14 protein-coding genes are annotated in these 16,277 nt (G+C 70.3%); all 14 read right to left on the bottom strand.

Translation table 11 applies throughout. The features are described 5' to 3' along the window. On the bottom strand, positions 1–827 hold an 827-nt coding region (argS, locus tag VNR91_RS00350; RefSeq protein ID WP_325488807.1), incomplete at its 3' end, for an arginine--tRNA ligase. 106 nt (positions 828–933) lie between these two features. After that, positions 934–2,100, bottom strand: a complete 1,167-nt coding sequence (locus VNR91_RS00345; RefSeq protein WP_325488806.1) for a deoxyguanosinetriphosphate triphosphohydrolase — start codon at positions 2,098–2,100, stop codon at positions 934–936. After that, positions 2,097–3,998, bottom strand: a complete 1,902-nt coding sequence (locus VNR91_RS00340) for an SPOR domain-containing protein (RefSeq protein ID WP_325488808.1) — start codon at positions 3,996–3,998, stop codon at positions 2,097–2,099. Before VNR91_RS00340 ends, VNR91_RS00345 begins: the two co-directional genes overlap by 4 nt. 146 nt (positions 3,999–4,144) lie before the next feature. Next, positions 4,145–5,599, bottom strand: coding sequence for a cell division protein FtsZ (gene ftsZ, locus VNR91_RS00335; RefSeq protein WP_325488805.1), 1,455 nt, complete (start codon positions 5,597–5,599; stop codon positions 4,145–4,147). Positions 5,600–5,703: 104 nt separating this feature from the next. After that, positions 5,704–6,966, bottom strand: a complete 1,263-nt coding sequence (gene ftsA / locus VNR91_RS00330; protein WP_325488804.1) for a cell division protein FtsA — start codon at positions 6,964–6,966, stop codon at positions 5,704–5,706. 12 nt (positions 6,967–6,978) lie between these two features. Then, complete coding sequence (locus VNR91_RS00325; protein ID WP_325488803.1) at positions 6,979–7,866, bottom strand: cell division protein FtsQ/DivIB; 888 nt, start codon at positions 7,864–7,866, stop codon at positions 6,979–6,981. Next, positions 7,863–8,801, bottom strand: coding sequence for a D-alanine--D-alanine ligase (locus VNR91_RS00320; protein WP_325488802.1), 939 nt, complete (start codon positions 8,799–8,801; stop codon positions 7,863–7,865). Before VNR91_RS00320 ends, VNR91_RS00325 begins: the two co-directional genes overlap by 4 nt. Before the next feature lie 124 nt (positions 8,802–8,925). Then, complete coding sequence (gene murB, locus VNR91_RS00315) at positions 8,926–9,828, bottom strand: UDP-N-acetylmuramate dehydrogenase (protein ID WP_325488801.1); 903 nt, start codon at positions 9,826–9,828, stop codon at positions 8,926–8,928. Next, positions 9,825–10,019 (bottom strand): hypothetical protein, encoded by a 195-nt coding sequence (locus tag VNR91_RS00310; protein ID WP_325488800.1) that lies wholly within the window; start codon positions 10,017–10,019, stop codon positions 9,825–9,827. The genes murB and VNR91_RS00310 overlap by 4 nt, the downstream gene beginning before the upstream one ends. Then, on the bottom strand, positions 10,016–11,425 hold the full coding sequence (murC, locus tag VNR91_RS00305; RefSeq protein ID WP_325488799.1) for a UDP-N-acetylmuramate--L-alanine ligase: 1,410 nt from the start codon (positions 11,423–11,425) through the stop codon (positions 10,016–10,018). The genes VNR91_RS00310 and murC overlap by 4 nt, the downstream gene beginning before the upstream one ends. Then, positions 11,422–12,513: an undecaprenyldiphospho-muramoylpentapeptide beta-N-acetylglucosaminyltransferase gene (murG, locus tag VNR91_RS00300; protein WP_325488798.1), complete on the bottom strand. Its 1,092-nt coding sequence runs from the start codon at positions 12,511–12,513 to the stop codon at positions 11,422–11,424. Before murG ends, murC begins: the two co-directional genes overlap by 4 nt. Positions 12,514–12,521: 8 nt before the next feature. Continuing rightward, positions 12,522–13,736 carry an FtsW/RodA/SpoVE family cell cycle protein gene (locus VNR91_RS00295; RefSeq protein ID WP_325488797.1) on the bottom strand — a complete coding sequence of 405 codons (1,215 nt, stop codon included), beginning with the start codon at positions 13,734–13,736 and terminating at the stop codon, positions 12,522–12,524. Then, positions 13,733–15,061, bottom strand: a complete 1,329-nt coding sequence (gene murD, locus VNR91_RS00290; protein ID WP_325488796.1) for a UDP-N-acetylmuramoyl-L-alanine--D-glutamate ligase — start codon at positions 15,059–15,061, stop codon at positions 13,733–13,735. Before murD ends, VNR91_RS00295 begins: the two co-directional genes overlap by 4 nt. Further along, positions 15,058–16,128 (bottom strand): phospho-N-acetylmuramoyl-pentapeptide-transferase, encoded by a 1,071-nt coding sequence (gene mraY, locus VNR91_RS00285; RefSeq protein WP_325488795.1) that lies wholly within the window; start codon positions 16,126–16,128, stop codon positions 15,058–15,060. The genes murD and mraY overlap by 4 nt, the downstream gene beginning before the upstream one ends. Between the last annotated feature and the right edge of the window lie 149 nt (positions 16,129–16,277).

Below are 16,277 nucleotides of genomic sequence, written 5' to 3'. Positions count from 1 at the left end.
TCGGCCGCCTCGGGCTTGTGCGCCGCCTGCAACTCCGCTTCCGAAGAGAAACGGTCGTGGTGGATGCCCAGCAGCGCGAGGTCGGCCTTGATCAGCGCCATCATCGCCGCCACCGCGCGGGTGCGGAACAGGACCAGCCATGCGTCCTCCGGCTGTCCTACGAAGCGGTCGCCATATTCCGCCGCAAGCGATTGACCGACCGGGACAAGATAGTCGCCCGGGTACAGCCCCTCGGGAATGTCGCCGATCGCCTCACCCAGCGCCTCGCGGTAGCGCAGGTGCGCCGACCGGGCGAGCACGTCGACCTGTCCGCCGGCGTCGTTGACATAATATTCGCGGATCACCTTGTGCCCGACGAATTCGAGCAGGCTGGCCAGCGCGTCGCCGACCACCGCACCACGACAATGGCCCATGTGCATCGGCCCGGTCGGGTTGGCCGAGACATATTCGACGTTGACCGTGACGCCCTCGCCCATCGTCGACCGGCCGTAGCCGTCGCCGCCGGCATGGATCGCCGCCAGCTCGTCGCGCCACGTCGCATCGTCGAGCGCGAGGTTGATGAAGCCCGGCCCGGCGACCGATACCGTCGACACACCCGGCACCTTGGCCAGTTCGGCCGACAGCGCCTCCGCCAGCGCGCGCGGGTTGGTCCGGGCCGGCTTGGCCAGCACCATCGCCGCGTTGGTCGACAGATCGCCATGGCTGGGATCGCGCGGCGGCTCGACCGTCAGCGCGCGGCGTTCCAGCCCGGCGGGCAGCGTGCCGGCGGCGACCAGCGCATCGAGCGCGACGTCGAGATGGGCGGCGAAACGGGCGTAAAGGGTCATGGCAGGTCCAATGCAGAAAGTCCGCGCCGCTTAGCCGCTCGGCGCGGCCACGTCACCTGCGGTGGTCACGCGACGTCAGGCCGGCCCCTGCCACAAGGCGCGCTGGTCAGAACCCCTCGGGCAGCGCCAGTTCGCCGACGATCGCGCGATACTGGCGGATCGCATAGCGATCGGTCATCCCGGCGATGAAATCGGCGATGTGGCGGCTGTGCTCCGGCGCGTCCGTGGGCAGCCGCGTCCGCCAGTCGGCGGGCAGATGCGCGGGGTCGTCGCGATACGCCGCGAACAGCCCGCCGACCACCCGCCGCGCCACCGCCGCCGCCTCCAGCTGGCTGGGGTGATGGTAGAGATTGGCGTACATGAACCGCTTCAGCTGGCGCTCGTCCTCGCGCAGCACGGGCGAGAAGCGCGCGAGCGCGGTGCCGGCGGCGCGCACGTCGGCGATGTCGCCGATGCCGGCCGCGGCCACCGCCGCGCGCGTCTCGCCGATCAGGTCGTTGACCATCACGCCGATCTGCGACCGGATCAATTCGCGCACCAGCCGGTCCTCCGCCACGTCGGGATGGCGCGCGCGCACCGCATCCCATCCGCGCGCCACCATCGGCACCGCCAGCAGCTGATCGAGCGTCAACAGCCCGGCGCGCAGCCCGTCGTCGATGTCGTGGTTGTCATAGGCGATGTCGTCGGCCAGCGCCGCCACCTGCGCCTCCAGCGAGGGCCATGACGCCAGCTCCAGCGGAAATTCGGCGTCAGCCTCCGCCAGCGCCCAGCCGGGTCGCGCGATCGGCCCGTTATGCTTGGCCAGCCCCTCCAGCGTGTCCCACGTCAGATTGAGCCCGTCCCAGCACGGATAGGGCGAATCGAGCCGGGTCAACAGGCGCAGCGTGTGACCGTTGTGATCGAACCCGCCCTGCCCGGCCAGCGCCGCCTCCAGCGCGTCCTCCCCGGCATGGCCGAACGGCGGGTGGCCGATATCGTGCGCCAGGCACAGCGCCTCGGTCAGATCCTCGTTGAGACCCAGCGCGCGCGCGACCGTGCGGCCGATCTGCGCCACCTCCAGACTGTGGGTCAATCGGACGCGGAAATGGTCGCCGTCCGGCGCGACGAACACCTGCGTCTTGTGACGCAGCCGGCGAAAGCTGATCGAGTGGATAATACGGTCGCGGTCGCGCTGGAACGCGTCGCGCGGCCCCCTTTCCGCCGCCCCCGGTTCGGGGTGGAGCCGGCCACGGCTGCGATCGGGACAGGCCGCCCACGGCGCCAGCACGGTCATTTCGCGCCGAGCTTGTCGATCTTCTGCCCCGCCGGGCTTTGCCACGCGAACGCCGATGTGCCCTCCTTGGCCAGCAGATTGACGAAGGCGCCCGCCTCCGCCTGCGACTTGAACGGGCCGGCGAGCAGGCGGTTGGTCGCGCGCAGCGGTGTGGTCCACGCGGACTTGCCCTTGAACGCGGCAGGCGACTTGGCGGTCAGCCGCGCCCAGTCCTTGCCCAGATCGGCGGCATTGGCGCCGCCGGCGACCTGCACCCACCACCGCGCCGGCTCGGCTTTTGCCGGATCGGGCTTCTTCGGCTCCGGCTTCTTTGGCTCGGGCTTTTTCGGGTCGGGCTTCTTGGCGTCGGGTTTCGCGGGTTCCGGTTTCTTCGTGTCGGGCTTCGCCGGCTCGGGCTTCTTCGCCTCGGGCCTGGCCGGGACCGGGTCGGCCGGCTTTGACTCAGGCGGGCGCGCTACCGCCGCCGGCGGCGGTGGCGGTGGCGGAGGTGGCGGCGGAGGTGGAGGTGGCGGCGCTGGTGGAAGCACCTCCAGTTCGGACGCGGGGATGGTGATCTTCTCGACGATCGACGCCAGCACCGACGACGCCTCTGCCTGACGTTCGCGCGGCAGCGGCGCGGCGGTGGCCGGCGTGCCGAAACCGGGCGCTGGCCCGGAATCGCCCTCCGGCACAACGCGCGCGGGGGCCGGCTCCGGCTGAGGCCGCGCCGGCGCGACTGAGACGGGCGCGGGGGGCGGCGGCGGTGGCGGCGCCGGAGGCGGAGGTGACGGCGGCGGTGGCGGCGGCGGTGCCGGCGGCGGCGCATCGGCGGTCATCGCCCAACTGGTCGCCGGCGGCTTGCGTGCGGGCAAGGTGACAATCGTGGGTGCCGGCGCGGCGGCCGTTGACGGCGCCGGTGCCGGCGGACGCATCCGCTCCGTCGCCCGATTATCCGCCACCCGCGCCGGGGCGGGCGCGGGCGTCGATGCAGGGGTCGGGCTCGGTGTAGGTGCCGGCGTCGGCGTCGGTGTCGGCGCGACGGCGGCGGCCCGCGTCGTCCGATCGCGGGCGCGGCGGGTACGTGGGTCCGGTGCGGCCATCGCGGTGACGACGGGGCTGCCGGAGACGGCGGGCGGCGGCGGCGGCGCGGCGGCCACCACCGGCTCGGGCGGCAACACCCCCATTGGCGGGGCGAGCCGCGCGTCGGCGGTGCGCGCGGCGCTTGGCGTCGGCTCGCCGAAATGGACGGCAAAGGCGCGGTCGGCCGGTGCCAGCGCGGGCAGGCGGCGAAAGAATGGCCCCATCGCGGCGGCGTTGGGGAGCAGGTTGGTCGCAATCCGCTCCGCGCCCGCGCTGTCGCCGCTCATCGCCAATATCAGCGCGCGCGCGCGCCACGCCGCGCGGTCGTTGCGCCGCAACAGAGGATCGAGCAGTTCCATCGCCTCGTCGCGCCTGCCCGATATGCCCAATGACAGCGCCAGCCGCCGCACCGTCTCATCATCGCGATCGCGCTCCAGCGCGCGGCGATAGTCGCGCTGGGCATAGCCCGGTTGCCCGACCAGATCATAGGCCAGGCCACGCTGCGCGAGATGCTCGGTCATCGGCGCGCCGGCGCGTTCGGCGCGGTCATAGAATCCCAGCGCCTCGCCCGGCCGTTCGAGCAGCACCAGCGCGTCCGCCTTTCCCGCCAGTACGCGCGCGTTGCCCGGTGAAACCGCTTCGGCGCGATCGAAGAAACGCATCGCCGCTTCGGGATCGGCCAGCTTGACGCTGAGTTCCCCCGCCGCGAGCAGCGCGCCAACGTTGCGCGGATTGGCCGCGAGCAGGCGGATCTGCGCCGCCAGCGCATCGGCGTTGGGCGTCGGCGGTGGCACCACCTCCTGCCCCGCGCGCACCGCCGGTGATGTCGTCAGGGCCACGGCGGACAAGCCGACCCGCAGAAGCGTCGAAAACCTCATATCCGCCCCCGGATCAGGCCGCCGGCCGTTGAACCGGCGATGACCATGCGCCGCCGCGTCGACCGGACGTGCCGGACCGGCGACGAGCCGGCCCGACGCGCCTCACGTCACTGATTGTTCTGGCGGTGGAGGAAGCGCGGGATATCGGGCTGGTCGCGTTCCTCCGCGCCGTCGTCGGCCTTGCCGCCGCGGCCGGACATGCGCTCGAACAGCGTGCCGCCCGAGCGCGCCTTCGTCTGTTCCAGCGGTGCCGCTTCCGGCTGCTCGTCGGACAGCCCGGTCAGCCAGCGACGGCGGATCGAGGGTTCCGGCTGCGGCTCCGCGACCCGCGCGATGGTCGGCTCCGGCTCGTCATCGACCTGCGATTCGGCGCCGAGCACCAGCTCGTCCTCCTCCGGCTCGCCGATCGGCAGCGTTGCCGCCGGGGCTTCCGGCTCCGGCGCGGCGACCGGCTCGGGCGCAGCCTCGAACGCGGGCGCCTCGGCTTCGGATGCCGTCGCGACCGGCGCGGCGGGCGCCGGATCGGCGCGGCGCGATGCGTTGAACGAGAACACGCGCGGCGCTTCGACGGGCGTCGGGATCGCCGCGCCTTCCGGGTCCGCCTCGATGCCGGTGGCGACCACCGACACGCGGATCTTGCCCTCCAGATCCTGGTTGAACGCCGAACCCCAGATGATGTTGGCGTCGGGGTCGACCAGCTCGCGAATGTGGTTCGCGGCCTCATCGACCTCGAGCAGGCGCATGTCCTCGCCGCCGGTGATCGACACGATCACGCCCTTCGCGCCGCGCATCGACACGCCGTCCAGCAGCGGGTTGGCGATCGCCTTCTGCGCCGCCTCGATCGCGCGGCTGTCGCCGCTCGCCTCGCCGGTGCCCATCATCGCCTTGCCCATCTCCTGCATCACCGAACGGACGTCGGCGAAGTCGAGGTTGATCAGGCCGGGCATCACCATCAGGTCGGTGATGCCGCGCACGCCCTGTTGCAGCACCTCGTCGGCCAGCTCGAACGCTTCCTTGAAGGTGGTGTTGGCGTTGGCGATCAGGAACAGATTCTGGTTGGGAATGACGATCAGCGTATCGACGTACTTCTGAAGCTCCTCGATCCCCGCCTCGGCCGATTGCGCGCGGCGCTTGCCCTCGAACGCGAACGGCTTGGTCACCACGCCGACGGTCAGGATGCCCATGTCGCGCGCGACCTTGGCGATCACCGGCGCGGCGCCGGTGCCCGTGCCGCCGCCCATGCCGGCCGCCAGGAAGCACATGTGCGCGCCTTCCAGCGCCTTTTGCACATGCTCGATCGTCTCTTCCGCCGCCGCGCGGCCGATCTCGGGCCGTGATCCCGCGCCCAGACCCTGGGTGATCTTCGCGCCCAGCTGGATGCGCTGCGGCGCCGACGATTGCTTCAGCGCCTGTGAATCGGTGTTGGCGACGAGGAACTCCACGCCCTGCACTTCTGCCCGGATCATGTTGGCGATGGCGTTGCCGCCGGCGCCGCCGACACCGATCACCGAAATGCGGGGGGTCAGTTCATCCACTTCGGGCGGAAGGAATTCGATACTCATCGCCTGGTCTCCTCGAGCCTTCAACACCGGCCCTAAATCATCGAATGTTTTGCACGATCCGCCTGCCCGCGCCTAGCGCAAAGTCATGCGGCGGTCGCAAATCCTTAATAATTCGCCTTGAACGCCGCCATCAGCCTGCCAAAGATCGCCGGACCCTTTTGCCGCACCACCGTCTGACCGCGCGATGGCTCGATCGAACGCAGGTCGACGGGGTCCGACGCGGCAAAGGCCGCCAGCCCGGCCAGCGTCGCGAACGCCGGCCCCGAATGCGCGTCGGGCAGCGCCGACAGCCCGCGCGGCCGGCCGACCCGCACCGTGCAGCCCAACGCCTGCTGGGCATAGTCGGCGATCCCACGCAGCTCCGCCCCGCCGCCGGTCAGCACCAGTTGTCGCCCGACCGGATCGGCGAAATCGAGCCGCTTCAGCTCGCGCTGCACCTCGCCCATCAGCCGTTCCAGCCGTGCGCGGATCACGGTGTTGAGCTGGGCGCGGGTGATGCGCGATCCTTCCGCCCCGCCCTCATGGCTCACCGGCGCGACGTCGATCATCTCGTGATGGTCGCGCGGGCTCATGTTGGCCGATCCGTGGAAGCACTTCATACGCTCCGCCTGCGCGCGGCGCGTGCCGAACGCGGAGGCGATGTCGTCGGTGATGTCGGCCGCGCCCATGCCGATCGAGGCCAGGCTGGCCAGCACGCCTTCGCGGAATACGCTGACGTTGGTCACGCCGGCGCCGATCTCGACCAGCGCGACGCCCAGCTCGCGCTCCTCCTCGCTCAGGCAGGCGAGGCCTGTGGCCACCGGTGCGGCGATGATCGAGCGCACCTCCAGATGCGCCGAACGCACGCACAGGTCGAGGTTGCGCACCGGCGAACCGTCGGTGGCGACGACATGGATGTCGACCCCCAGCCGGTCGGCGTGCAGCCCCAGCGGGCGCTTGACCCCGCCCAGCCCGTCGAGCGTGTAGCGCGTCGGCTGCGCGTGGAGCACCATCCGCCCGCTGGGATCGATCGCGTCGCGCCCGGCCTTCAGCAGGTCGTCGACGTCGCCCTGTTCGACGCGGTGGCCGCCCAGGTCGACCTCGAGCTTCAGGATGTCGGACACCAGCCCGCCCGCGGAAAAGCTGACCCACACATCCTCGATGTTGGTGCCGGCGATGCGTTCCGCCTGCTCCACCGCCTCGCGCACCGCCGCCTCGGTCGCCACCATGTCGGCGATATAGCCGCGCCGTACGCCCCGGCTCTCGCGCTGGCCGGTGCCCAGCACCACCAGTTCGCCGCCGTCGCCCTTTTGCGCGATCAACGCCGACACCTTCGACGATCCGATGTCGAGCGCGGTGATCAATCCTTCCGGTCCGGTCTTTGCCATGCCCCTAGCCCCCTATTGTCCCACCGCGGCGGTTTGTGCCGCCGGTCGATTGTCCTGCTTCCCCGGCAGCAACACCATGCGATCGGCGTTGCGCATATCGAAACGAAGATAGCCGCGCCCCAGCAGGCGGTCGCGTGCCTCCATCTCGGCGAACTTGCCCAGCGCGCGCGCCGACGGCATCGCGCCTTCGGGCAGCATCAGCCGTTCACCGCTGGCAAAGGTCAGGTCCCAGCGCCGGTCCCCGACCCAGGTCGCCGCCTTCACCTTCCCTTTCAGGGCCGGCGCGGCGGTCATCAGCGTCTGATAGGCCGGCTCCTGCGCGTTCGCCCCGTCACCGATCACCAGCGGCAGGCGCGGCATCGCCTGCGGATCGACCGGCTCCAGGATCTTGCCGGCGGCGTCGATCAGCATCAACTGGCCCTGGCTCTGCCAGATCGCCGCCGGCTCGCGCTCGACGATGTCGATCGCCAGCGTATTGGGCAGCCGGCGGGAAACGCGGGCGTCGGCGATCCAGCCATAATCGAGCAACCGGTCGCGCACCCGCTCCAGGTCGACCAGCGGCATCGCGCGCGATTGCTGGTCGGTGGCGACCGCATAGACCGACAGCCGGTCCATTCGGTTCAGTCCGGTGATTTCGATCTGCTCGACGCGGAAACCGGCGCGGCCGACACCCTCCGCCATCGCCGCGCCGACCATGCCGGGAATGCCCAGCCACGTCGCCATCGCCAGCAATACCGCCAGCGCCGCCGCGAACATCCCCCAGCCGGTCCAGCGGCGCAGCGTCTCCTCGCTCACCGGGATCGCGGCGACGGTGCGGTCGAGCAGGCCGACCTTCTTCACCGGCTTGCGGTGCTGCTGCGGGCGGCGCTTCAGGTTGCGGCGGGCGGGCGCGCGGCTCATGGCGTCGCGTCCTTCATCGCCTCGTCGACGATGATCTGGACCAGCTCGGGATAGCTGATCCCCAGGTGGCGCGCCTGTTCGGGCACCAGGCTGAGCGGGGTCATCCCCGGCTGGGTGTTGACCTCCAGCAGGAACAGCCCGGCAAGGCCCTGTTCGTCGTCCCAGCGGAAATCGGCCCGCGAACAGCCCTTGCACCCCAGCAGCCGATGCGCCTTCAGCGCCAGCGTCATGCACGCCTCGGCAATCTCCCCGGGCACCGGCGCGGGGAAGATGTGGTCGGTCAGCCCGTCGGTATATTTGGCGTCGTAATCGTAGAATCCGCTCTTGGGGCGCAGTTCGGTGACGCCCAGCGCGCGGTCGCCCAGCACGGCGGTGGTCAGCTCGCGCCCGCGGATGAACGGCTCGGCGAGCAGCTCGTCGAATTCCTGCCACGGCCCGCGCACGTCGCGGCCGATGGGGTTGCCGTAATTGCCCTCGACGGTGACGATCGCGACGCCGACCGACGAGCCTTCGTTGACCGGCTTCAGCACATAGGGGCGCGGCAGCGGATCGCGCTGGTGCAGGTCTTCGGTGCGCACCATATGCCCGCCCGGCATCGGTACGCCGTGCGGCACCAGCGCCTGCTTGGTCAGCTGTTTGTCGATCGCGATGACCGAGGTGACCAGCCCCGAATGGGTGTATTTCAGCCCCATCAGGTCGAGCATCCCCTGCACCGTGCCGTCCTCGCCCGGCGTGCCGTGCAGCGCGTTGAACACCACGTCCGGCTTGGCCTCGGCCAGCCGCAGCGCGACGTCGCGGCCCATGTCGATCCGGGTGACGCGATGGCCCAGGCTCTCCAGCGCGTCGGCGATGCCCGTGCCGGACGACAGCGACACCTCGCGCTCGGCGGACCAGCCGCCCATCAGCACGGCGATGTGGAGGGGCGTTACGCTCACAGATGATCTCCGTCGTTCCCGCACAGGCAGGAATCGGTTGCCGCCGTCGGCGCGGTTCTTTCGCGCGGCCAGCCGGAACGGCTTCCCGCCTGCGCGGGGATGACGGCAAAGAGGCGCGGGACGCTCATTTCGCCACCCCCACGCGCTGGATTTCCCACTCGAGCGTCACGCCCGAATCCGCCTTCACCCGCTCCCGCACGTCTTCGCCCAGCGCCTCGATATCGGCGCTGGTCGCCTCGCCCAGATTGAGCAGGAAGTTGCAGTGCTTCTCGCTGACCTGCGCGTCGCCGCGCCGCAATCCGCGGCAACCGGCGGCGTCGATCAGCGCCCAGGCCTTCTGCCCGTCCGGATTCTTGAAGGTCGATCCGCCGGTGCGGCTGCGCAGCGGCTGCGACGCCTCGCGCTCGGCGGCGATGCGGTCCATCTCCGCGCCGATGGTGCCGGGATCGCCCGGCGCGCCCTTGAACAGCGCCTCGACCACCACCGCGCCCGCCGGGACGGCGGAGTGCCGATAGGTGTAGCCCAGCCGCTCGGCCGGCCACGTCTCGATATCGCCGTCGCGGGTCACCACCGTCGCCTCGACCAATATGTCGCTGACGTCGCGGCCATAGGCGCCCGCGTTCATCCGCACCGCGCCGCCGACCGTGCCGGGGATGCCGCGCAGGAATTCCAGTCCGGCGATGCCGGCATCGCGCGCCGCGCTGGCGACGGTGATCCCCATCGCCGCGCCGCCGGCCCGCACGGTGTCGTCCGGCTCGACCGATACCTTCGCCATGGCCTTGGGCAGCCGTACCACCACGCCCGGCACGCCGCCGTCGCGCACGATCAGGTTCGATCCGACGCCGACCGGCAGCACCGGCACATCGGGATCGAGCGCCGCCAGGAACGCCGCCAGCGACGCCACGTCGTCGGGCCGCACCAGCCACTCGGCCGGCCCGCCGGTGCGGAACCAGATGAAATCGGCCAGGCTGCCGTGCTGTTCGATCGACCCGCGCAGCGGCGGCAGCGCGTAGCACACCGCGCTCATTTCCAGCCCCACAGCCCGGCCCAGGCCTTCCACGCCTTCAGGTTCGCCTCGGCGGCCTTTTGCGTCACTTCCTGCGCCGCCGCGACCTGCCTGCCGGCGTCGAGCATCTTCTGCGCGGCGTCCAGCCGCGCCTTCTGCGCGTGAAGGATCTCGCGCTGCATCGCCATCGCGGTGGAGAAGAAATCGCTCATGCCGCGCGCACCTTCTCGATCGCGTCGGGCAATCCGGCGGCCCATTTGGTGATGTCGCCCGCGCCCAGGCAGATCACCTGGTCGCCCGCCGCGACCTCGACCGCCAGCCGCGCGGCCAGATCGTCCGAATCGGCGACCGCATCGACCGCGCGATGCCCGCGCCGCTTCAAACCCTCGACCAGCGCTGCCGCGTCGACGCCCTCGATCGGCGCCTCGCCCGCCGGATAGACCGGGGCGACATAGACCATGTCGGCGTCGTTGAACGCGCCCTGGAACTCGTCCATCAGGTCGCGCAGCCGGGTGAACCGGTGCGGCTGCACCACCGCGATCACCCGCCCCTGCGCGCTCTCCCGCGCCGCCGCCAGCACCGCCCGGATCTCTACCGGGTGGTGACCGTAATCGTCGATGATGGTCGCGCCGTTGGCGCTGCCCACCTTGGTGAAGCGCCGCTTGACCCCGGCGAACTTGGCAAAGCCGCGCTGGATGGTGGCGTCGTCGATCCCCAGCTCCAGCGCGACGCCGATCGCGGCCAGCGCGTTCTGGACGTTGTGGCGCCCGGGCATCGGCAAATCGACATTCTCGATCGATCGGGTCGTGCCGTCACGGTGGCGCACGATCGTCTCGAACCGGTTGCCACCAGGATAGGGGGTGACGTTGACCCCGCGCACGTCGGCGCTGGCGGCGAACCCATAGGTGACGATGCGCCGGTCGCGCACGCGCGGGATGATCGCCTGCACCTCCGGGTGGTCGAGGCACAGCAGCGCCGCGCCGTAGAACGGCACATTCTCGACGAACTCGACGAAGGCGTCCTTCACGGTATCGAAATCGCCGTAATGATCGAGGTGCTCGGGGTCGATGTTGGTGACCACCGCGATCGTGCCGTCCAGCCGCAGGAAGCTGCCGTCGCTCTCATCGGCTTCGACCACCATCCACTCGCTGTCGCCCAGCCGGGCGTTCGATCCATACTGGTTGATGATGCCGCCGTTGATCACGGTCGGGTCGACCCCGCCCGCGTCGAGCAGCGCCGCCACCATCGACGTGGTGGTGGTCTTGCCGTGGGTGCCGGCGACCGCGACGGTCGATTTCAGCCGCATCAGCTCGGCCAGCATCTCCGCACGGCGCACCACCGGGATGCGCTGGCTCAGCGCCGCCTCGACCTCGGGATTGCCGCGCTTGATCGCGGTTGAGGTCACCACGACGGCGACGTCGGTGACGTTCTCGGCGGCGTGGCCGATCGACACCGCGATGCCGCGATCGCGCAGGCCCTGCACGACATAGCCGTCGGCGACGTCCGATCCCTGCACCTTGTAGCCCAGGTTGTGCATCACCTCGGCGATGCCCGACATGCCGATCCCGCCGATGCCGACGAAATGGATCACGCCGATATCGGTCGCGACGCCCTTCATGCCAGTCCCTCCACCAGATCGGCCAGGTCGCGCGCCGCGTCGGGCCGTCCGCAGCTTCGCGCCAGCGCCGCCGCGTTGGCCAGCCCCTGCGGATTCAGCCCCAGCTTCTGCATCTGTTTGGCCAGTTCGGCCGGGTTGAACTGCGATTGCTGGATCGTCCGCGCGCCACCCGCCCGCGTGATCTCGCGCGCGTTCGCAGTCTGGTGGTCGTCGGTAGCGCTGGGCAGCGGCACCAGAATCGCCGGGCGCCCGGCCGCGGTCAGCTCGGCGATGGTTGATGCACCCGCGCGCGCGATCACCAGGTGCGCCCACGCGAGATGCTCGGGCAGGTCGGGCAGATAGGTGGCGATCTCCGCCGGGATGCCGTGCTCGGCATATTTGGCGCGGACCTGCTCGATATCCTCCAGCCGCGCCTGATGCGTCACTTGCAACCGGCGGCGGAAATGGATCGGCAGCAGCGCCAGGCCGTCGGGCACCACCTGGCTCAGCACCGTCGCGCCCTGGCTTCCGCCGGTCACCAGCACGCGAAAGATGCCGTCCTCCTCCAGCACCGGATAGGTTCGCTCGCGGATGTCGAGGATCGCCTGCCGCACCGGGTTGCCGACCAGATGCGTCTTGCCGCGCCACCCGTCCTTCAGCCGCGCGACGTCGGCGTAGGAGGTGGCGATCGCGGCGGCGCGCCCGGCGACGAAGCGGTTGACCCGGCCCAGCACCGCATTCTGTTCATGGATCACCGCCGGCACCCCGGTGGCAAAGGCGGCGAGCATCGCGGGAAAGGCGGGATAGCCGCCGAAGCCGATCACCGCCGACGGCGCGAAATCGCGGTAGAAGTCGATCGCCTGCGCGCGGCCGGCCCACATGTGCCGCGCCGCCCTGGCCCAGCCGATCGGCCCGCCCGCCAGCCGCCCGGCCGGCAGCACATGCGTCTGCACCCCGTCGAACAGGCCGGGAAAGCGCACCCCGCGCTCGTCGCTGACCAGCGCGACGCGGTGCCCGCGCGCCGCCAGCTCGGCCGCCAGCGCGGCGGCCGGGACCATGTGGCCGCCGGTCCCCCCCGCCGCCAGAACATATTGCCGCTCGATTGCCATTCCCGATCCTACCTCACGATATAGGGCGAGCGGGTGAGATACGGGTTGCGGCGCGTAAACGCGAGCAGCAGCCCCATGCCCAGCGACAGCGCGATCATCGACGATCCGCCATAGCTGATGAACGGCAGCGTCATCCCCTTCGACGGGGCCAGCCCGGTGTTGACCGCCATGTTGATCGTCGCCTGCACGCCGAACTGCGCGGCGAGGCCCGACGCGGCGAGCAGGCGGAACGCATCCTCCTCGTCCAGCAGCTTGACGAACACCCGCACCACGATCGCCAGGAACAATACCGCGATGATCGCGCAGGCGAGCAGCCCGAACTCCTCGCCCACCACCGAATAGATATAGTCGGTGTGCGCTTCGGGCAGTTTGAACTTGACCGCGCCGCCGCCCGGGCCGGTGCCGGCGAACCCGCCGGCGGTCAGCGTCGCATGGGCCATGTCGGTCTGGTAATGGTCGGTCCCCGCGCCCTCGCGGTCGGGGAACAGGAAATTGTCGATGCGGATGCGCGCGGTCGGATAAAACAGATAGGCTGACACCACGCCAGCCACCCCGGCGGCCCCCAGCGCGCCGATCGCCTTGGGCGACACGCCGGAAATCATCAGCAGCAGCACCCACACGCTGGAAAACACGATGGTCTGGCCGAAATCGGGCTGGAGCATCAGCAGCGCCGCGATCGTCGCGGTCAGCGCGCCGGTGATCCACAGCATCGGCAGATCGGGGTCGCGCGCGCGCAGCGACAGCAGCCACGCCGTCGTGACGATGAACATCGGCTTCAGGAATTCGGACGGCTGGAACTGCGCGATGCCGACGCCGATCCAGCGCCGCGCGCCGTTGACGTTGACCCCGACCACCGGCACCGCCACCAGCAGCACCAGGAACACCGCCGTCCCCGCGATCGCCAGCCGCCGCGCGACCGTGGTCGGCAGCATCGACACCACCAGCAGCACCGGGATCGACAGCGCCACCCATCCCGCCTGCCGCCAGAAATAATACATCGCCGGCACCTGATGCGCTCCGTCGGAATAGCGCACCGCCGACGCCGGGCTGGCGGCGGCGACCGCGACCAGCCCGATCGCGATCAGCAGAAAGACGAGGAACAGCAGCACGCGGTCGAGTTCCCAGAACCAGATCGCGATCGGCCCCTGATTGCCCCGGCCGAACCGTTCCTCCATCCGGCCGCGCAGCCCCTTGGCCGGCGTGGGTCGCGCGATCTCGGTCATGCCAGCGCCTCCACGGCAGCGCGAAAGGCGCGGCCCCGCGCCTCGTAATCGGTGAACTGGTCGAACGACGCGCAGGCCGGCGACAGCAACACCGTCTCCCCCGGCTGCGCGCGCGCGGCGGCGGCGGCGACGGCGGCATCCAGCGTGCCGCTGTCCTCCACCGGCATGTGCGGCGCCAGCAGCCGCGCAAACATCGCCCCCGCCTCGCCGATCGTATAGGCACGCGCGACATGACCGAAGTGCGGGACACAGGCGTCCAGCTCGTCGGTCTTGGCCTTGCCGCCCAGAATCCAGTGAATCCGATCGAACGCCGCCAGCGCCGGCGCGGTCGATGTCGGGTTGGTCGCCTTGCTGTCGTTGACGAAGGTCACCCCGCCCCGCACCGCGATCCGCTCCATGCGGTGCGGCAGGCCGGGAAAGCTCGCCAGCCCCGCGTCGATCGCCGCGTTGCCGATGCCCAGCGCCTCGCACGCGGCGATGGCGGCGAGCGCGTTCTGCGCGTTGTGCGGCCCCTGCAACGCCGGCCAGCGCGACTGGTCCATGCACACGCCGGGGGCGATCTTCGTCACATCCCCGGCACGCCCGCCGCGCGCGATCTGCCGGGCGATCGCTGCCGAAGGCTCGTCGCCGATGCCGATGATCGCCGCGTGTCCCGCCGATTGCATCGCGAACAGCCGCGCCTTGGACGCGGCATAGCCGTCGAACCCGTCATAGCGGTCGAGATGGTCGGGCGTGATGTTGAGCAGCACCGCGACGTCGCAGTCGAGGCTGTGGGTCAGGTCGATCTGGTAGCTCGACAGCTCGAGCACGTAGACGCCCCCCTCCGGCAGCGGCGCCTGCCCAAGGATCGGCAAGCCGATGTTGCCGCCCAGCCGCGCCGGCAGCCCGGCGGCCTCGCAAATATGGTGGATCAGCGCGGTGGTGGTCGACTTGCCGTTGGTGCCGGTGATGCCGACCACCCGGTGCGACGGCAGGTCGCCGCGCGCCTGTGCGAACAGCTCGATGTCGCCGATCACCGGAACGCCGGCGTCGCGCGCCTTCGCCGCGATCGGGTGCCGGTTGAGCGGCACCCCCGGCGACACCACGACACCGGCGAAGCCAGTGAGATTGATCGTTAGCGGATCGGCAAACTGGAGGGATACCCGATCCAGTCCTGCCGAGAGTTCCTGAACGACATCGACAAGATCTTCACGCGTCGCTTCGTTCGCATCCCACGCCGTCACCTCCGCCCCGCTCGCCAGCAGCGCCTCGACCGTCGCCGCGCCCGAGCGCGCCAGCCCGAGCACCGCATAGCGTTTGCCGCGCCAGGACGGGCTGGTGATCACCGCAGCTTCAGCGTCGACAGACCGGCCAGCGCCAGTACCAGCGCGATGATCCAGAACCGGATCACCACGGTCGGCTCGCTCCAGCCCAGTTGCTCGAAATGATGGTGGATCGGCGCCATCTTGAACACGCGCTTGCCGGTGCGCTTGTAGAAGAACACCTGGATGATGACGCTCATCGCCTCGACCACGAACAGCCCGCCGATGATCCCCAGCACGATCTCATGATGCGCGACCACCGCAATCGTGCCGAGCGCGCCGCCCAGCGCCAGGCTGCCGGTGTCGCCCATGAACACCGCCGCCGGCGGCGCGTTGAACCACAGGAACGCCAGCCCCGCGCCGACGATAGCGCCGCAGAAGATGGCGAGGTCGCCCGCCCCCGGCACGTGCGGAATGCCCAGGTACACCGCATATTTGGCGTTGCCGGCGAGATAGGCGATGATCATGAACGCGACGCAGGCGATGATCACCGGCATCGTCGCGAGGCCGTCCAGCCCGTCGGTCAGGTTCACCGCGTTGCCGAACGCGACGATCGTGAACGCCGCGAACAGGATGTAGAAATAGCCGAGATCGATCGAGAAATTAGACACGAACGGCACGTACAGGTGCGTGCCGTTGCCGCGCGTGATCAGGTACGCCGCCGCCCCGGCAATGACGAATTCGCCGATCAGCCGCACCCGGCCGGAAACCCCTGCGGTGCTCGCCTTGCGCACCTTGTCATAATCGTCGAGGAATCCGATCAGGCCAAATCCGAGCGTGACGAACAGGCACGCCCAGACATAGGCGCTCGACAGGTCCATCCACAGCAGGATCGACATCGTCATCGCGGTCAGGATCATCAGCCCGCCCATCGTCGGCGTGCCGCGCTTCGACAGGTGGCTCTGCGGGCCGTCGGTGCGGATCGGCTGTCCCTTGCCCTGGCGGACGCGCAGCCAGCCGATGAAGCGCGGGCCGATAATCAGCCCCAGCACCAGCGCGGTAGCCACCGCCGCGCCCGACCGGAAGCTCAGATAGCGCAGGAGGTTCAGCGCCCCCGGGAAGCCGAGCATCTCGGCGATCCAGTATAACATCAGCCCCCTGCCCCGATTGCGTGTTTGGCCAGCGCCGCGACCACCGCGGCCAGCCCGATCCCGTTGGAACCCTTGACGAGAACCGCGTCGCCCGGCGTCAATTCCGCGATCAGGCGGTCGCGCGCGGCGGCGGCGTCGGCCACATGGAC

The organism is Sphingomonas sp., from assembly GCF_035555815.1.
Lineage (GTDB): Bacteria > Pseudomonadota > Alphaproteobacteria > Sphingomonadales > Sphingomonadaceae > Sphingomonas.
Note: the sequence above shows the minus strand (reverse complement) of the source record. Positions and strands in the feature narration are given on the sequence as shown.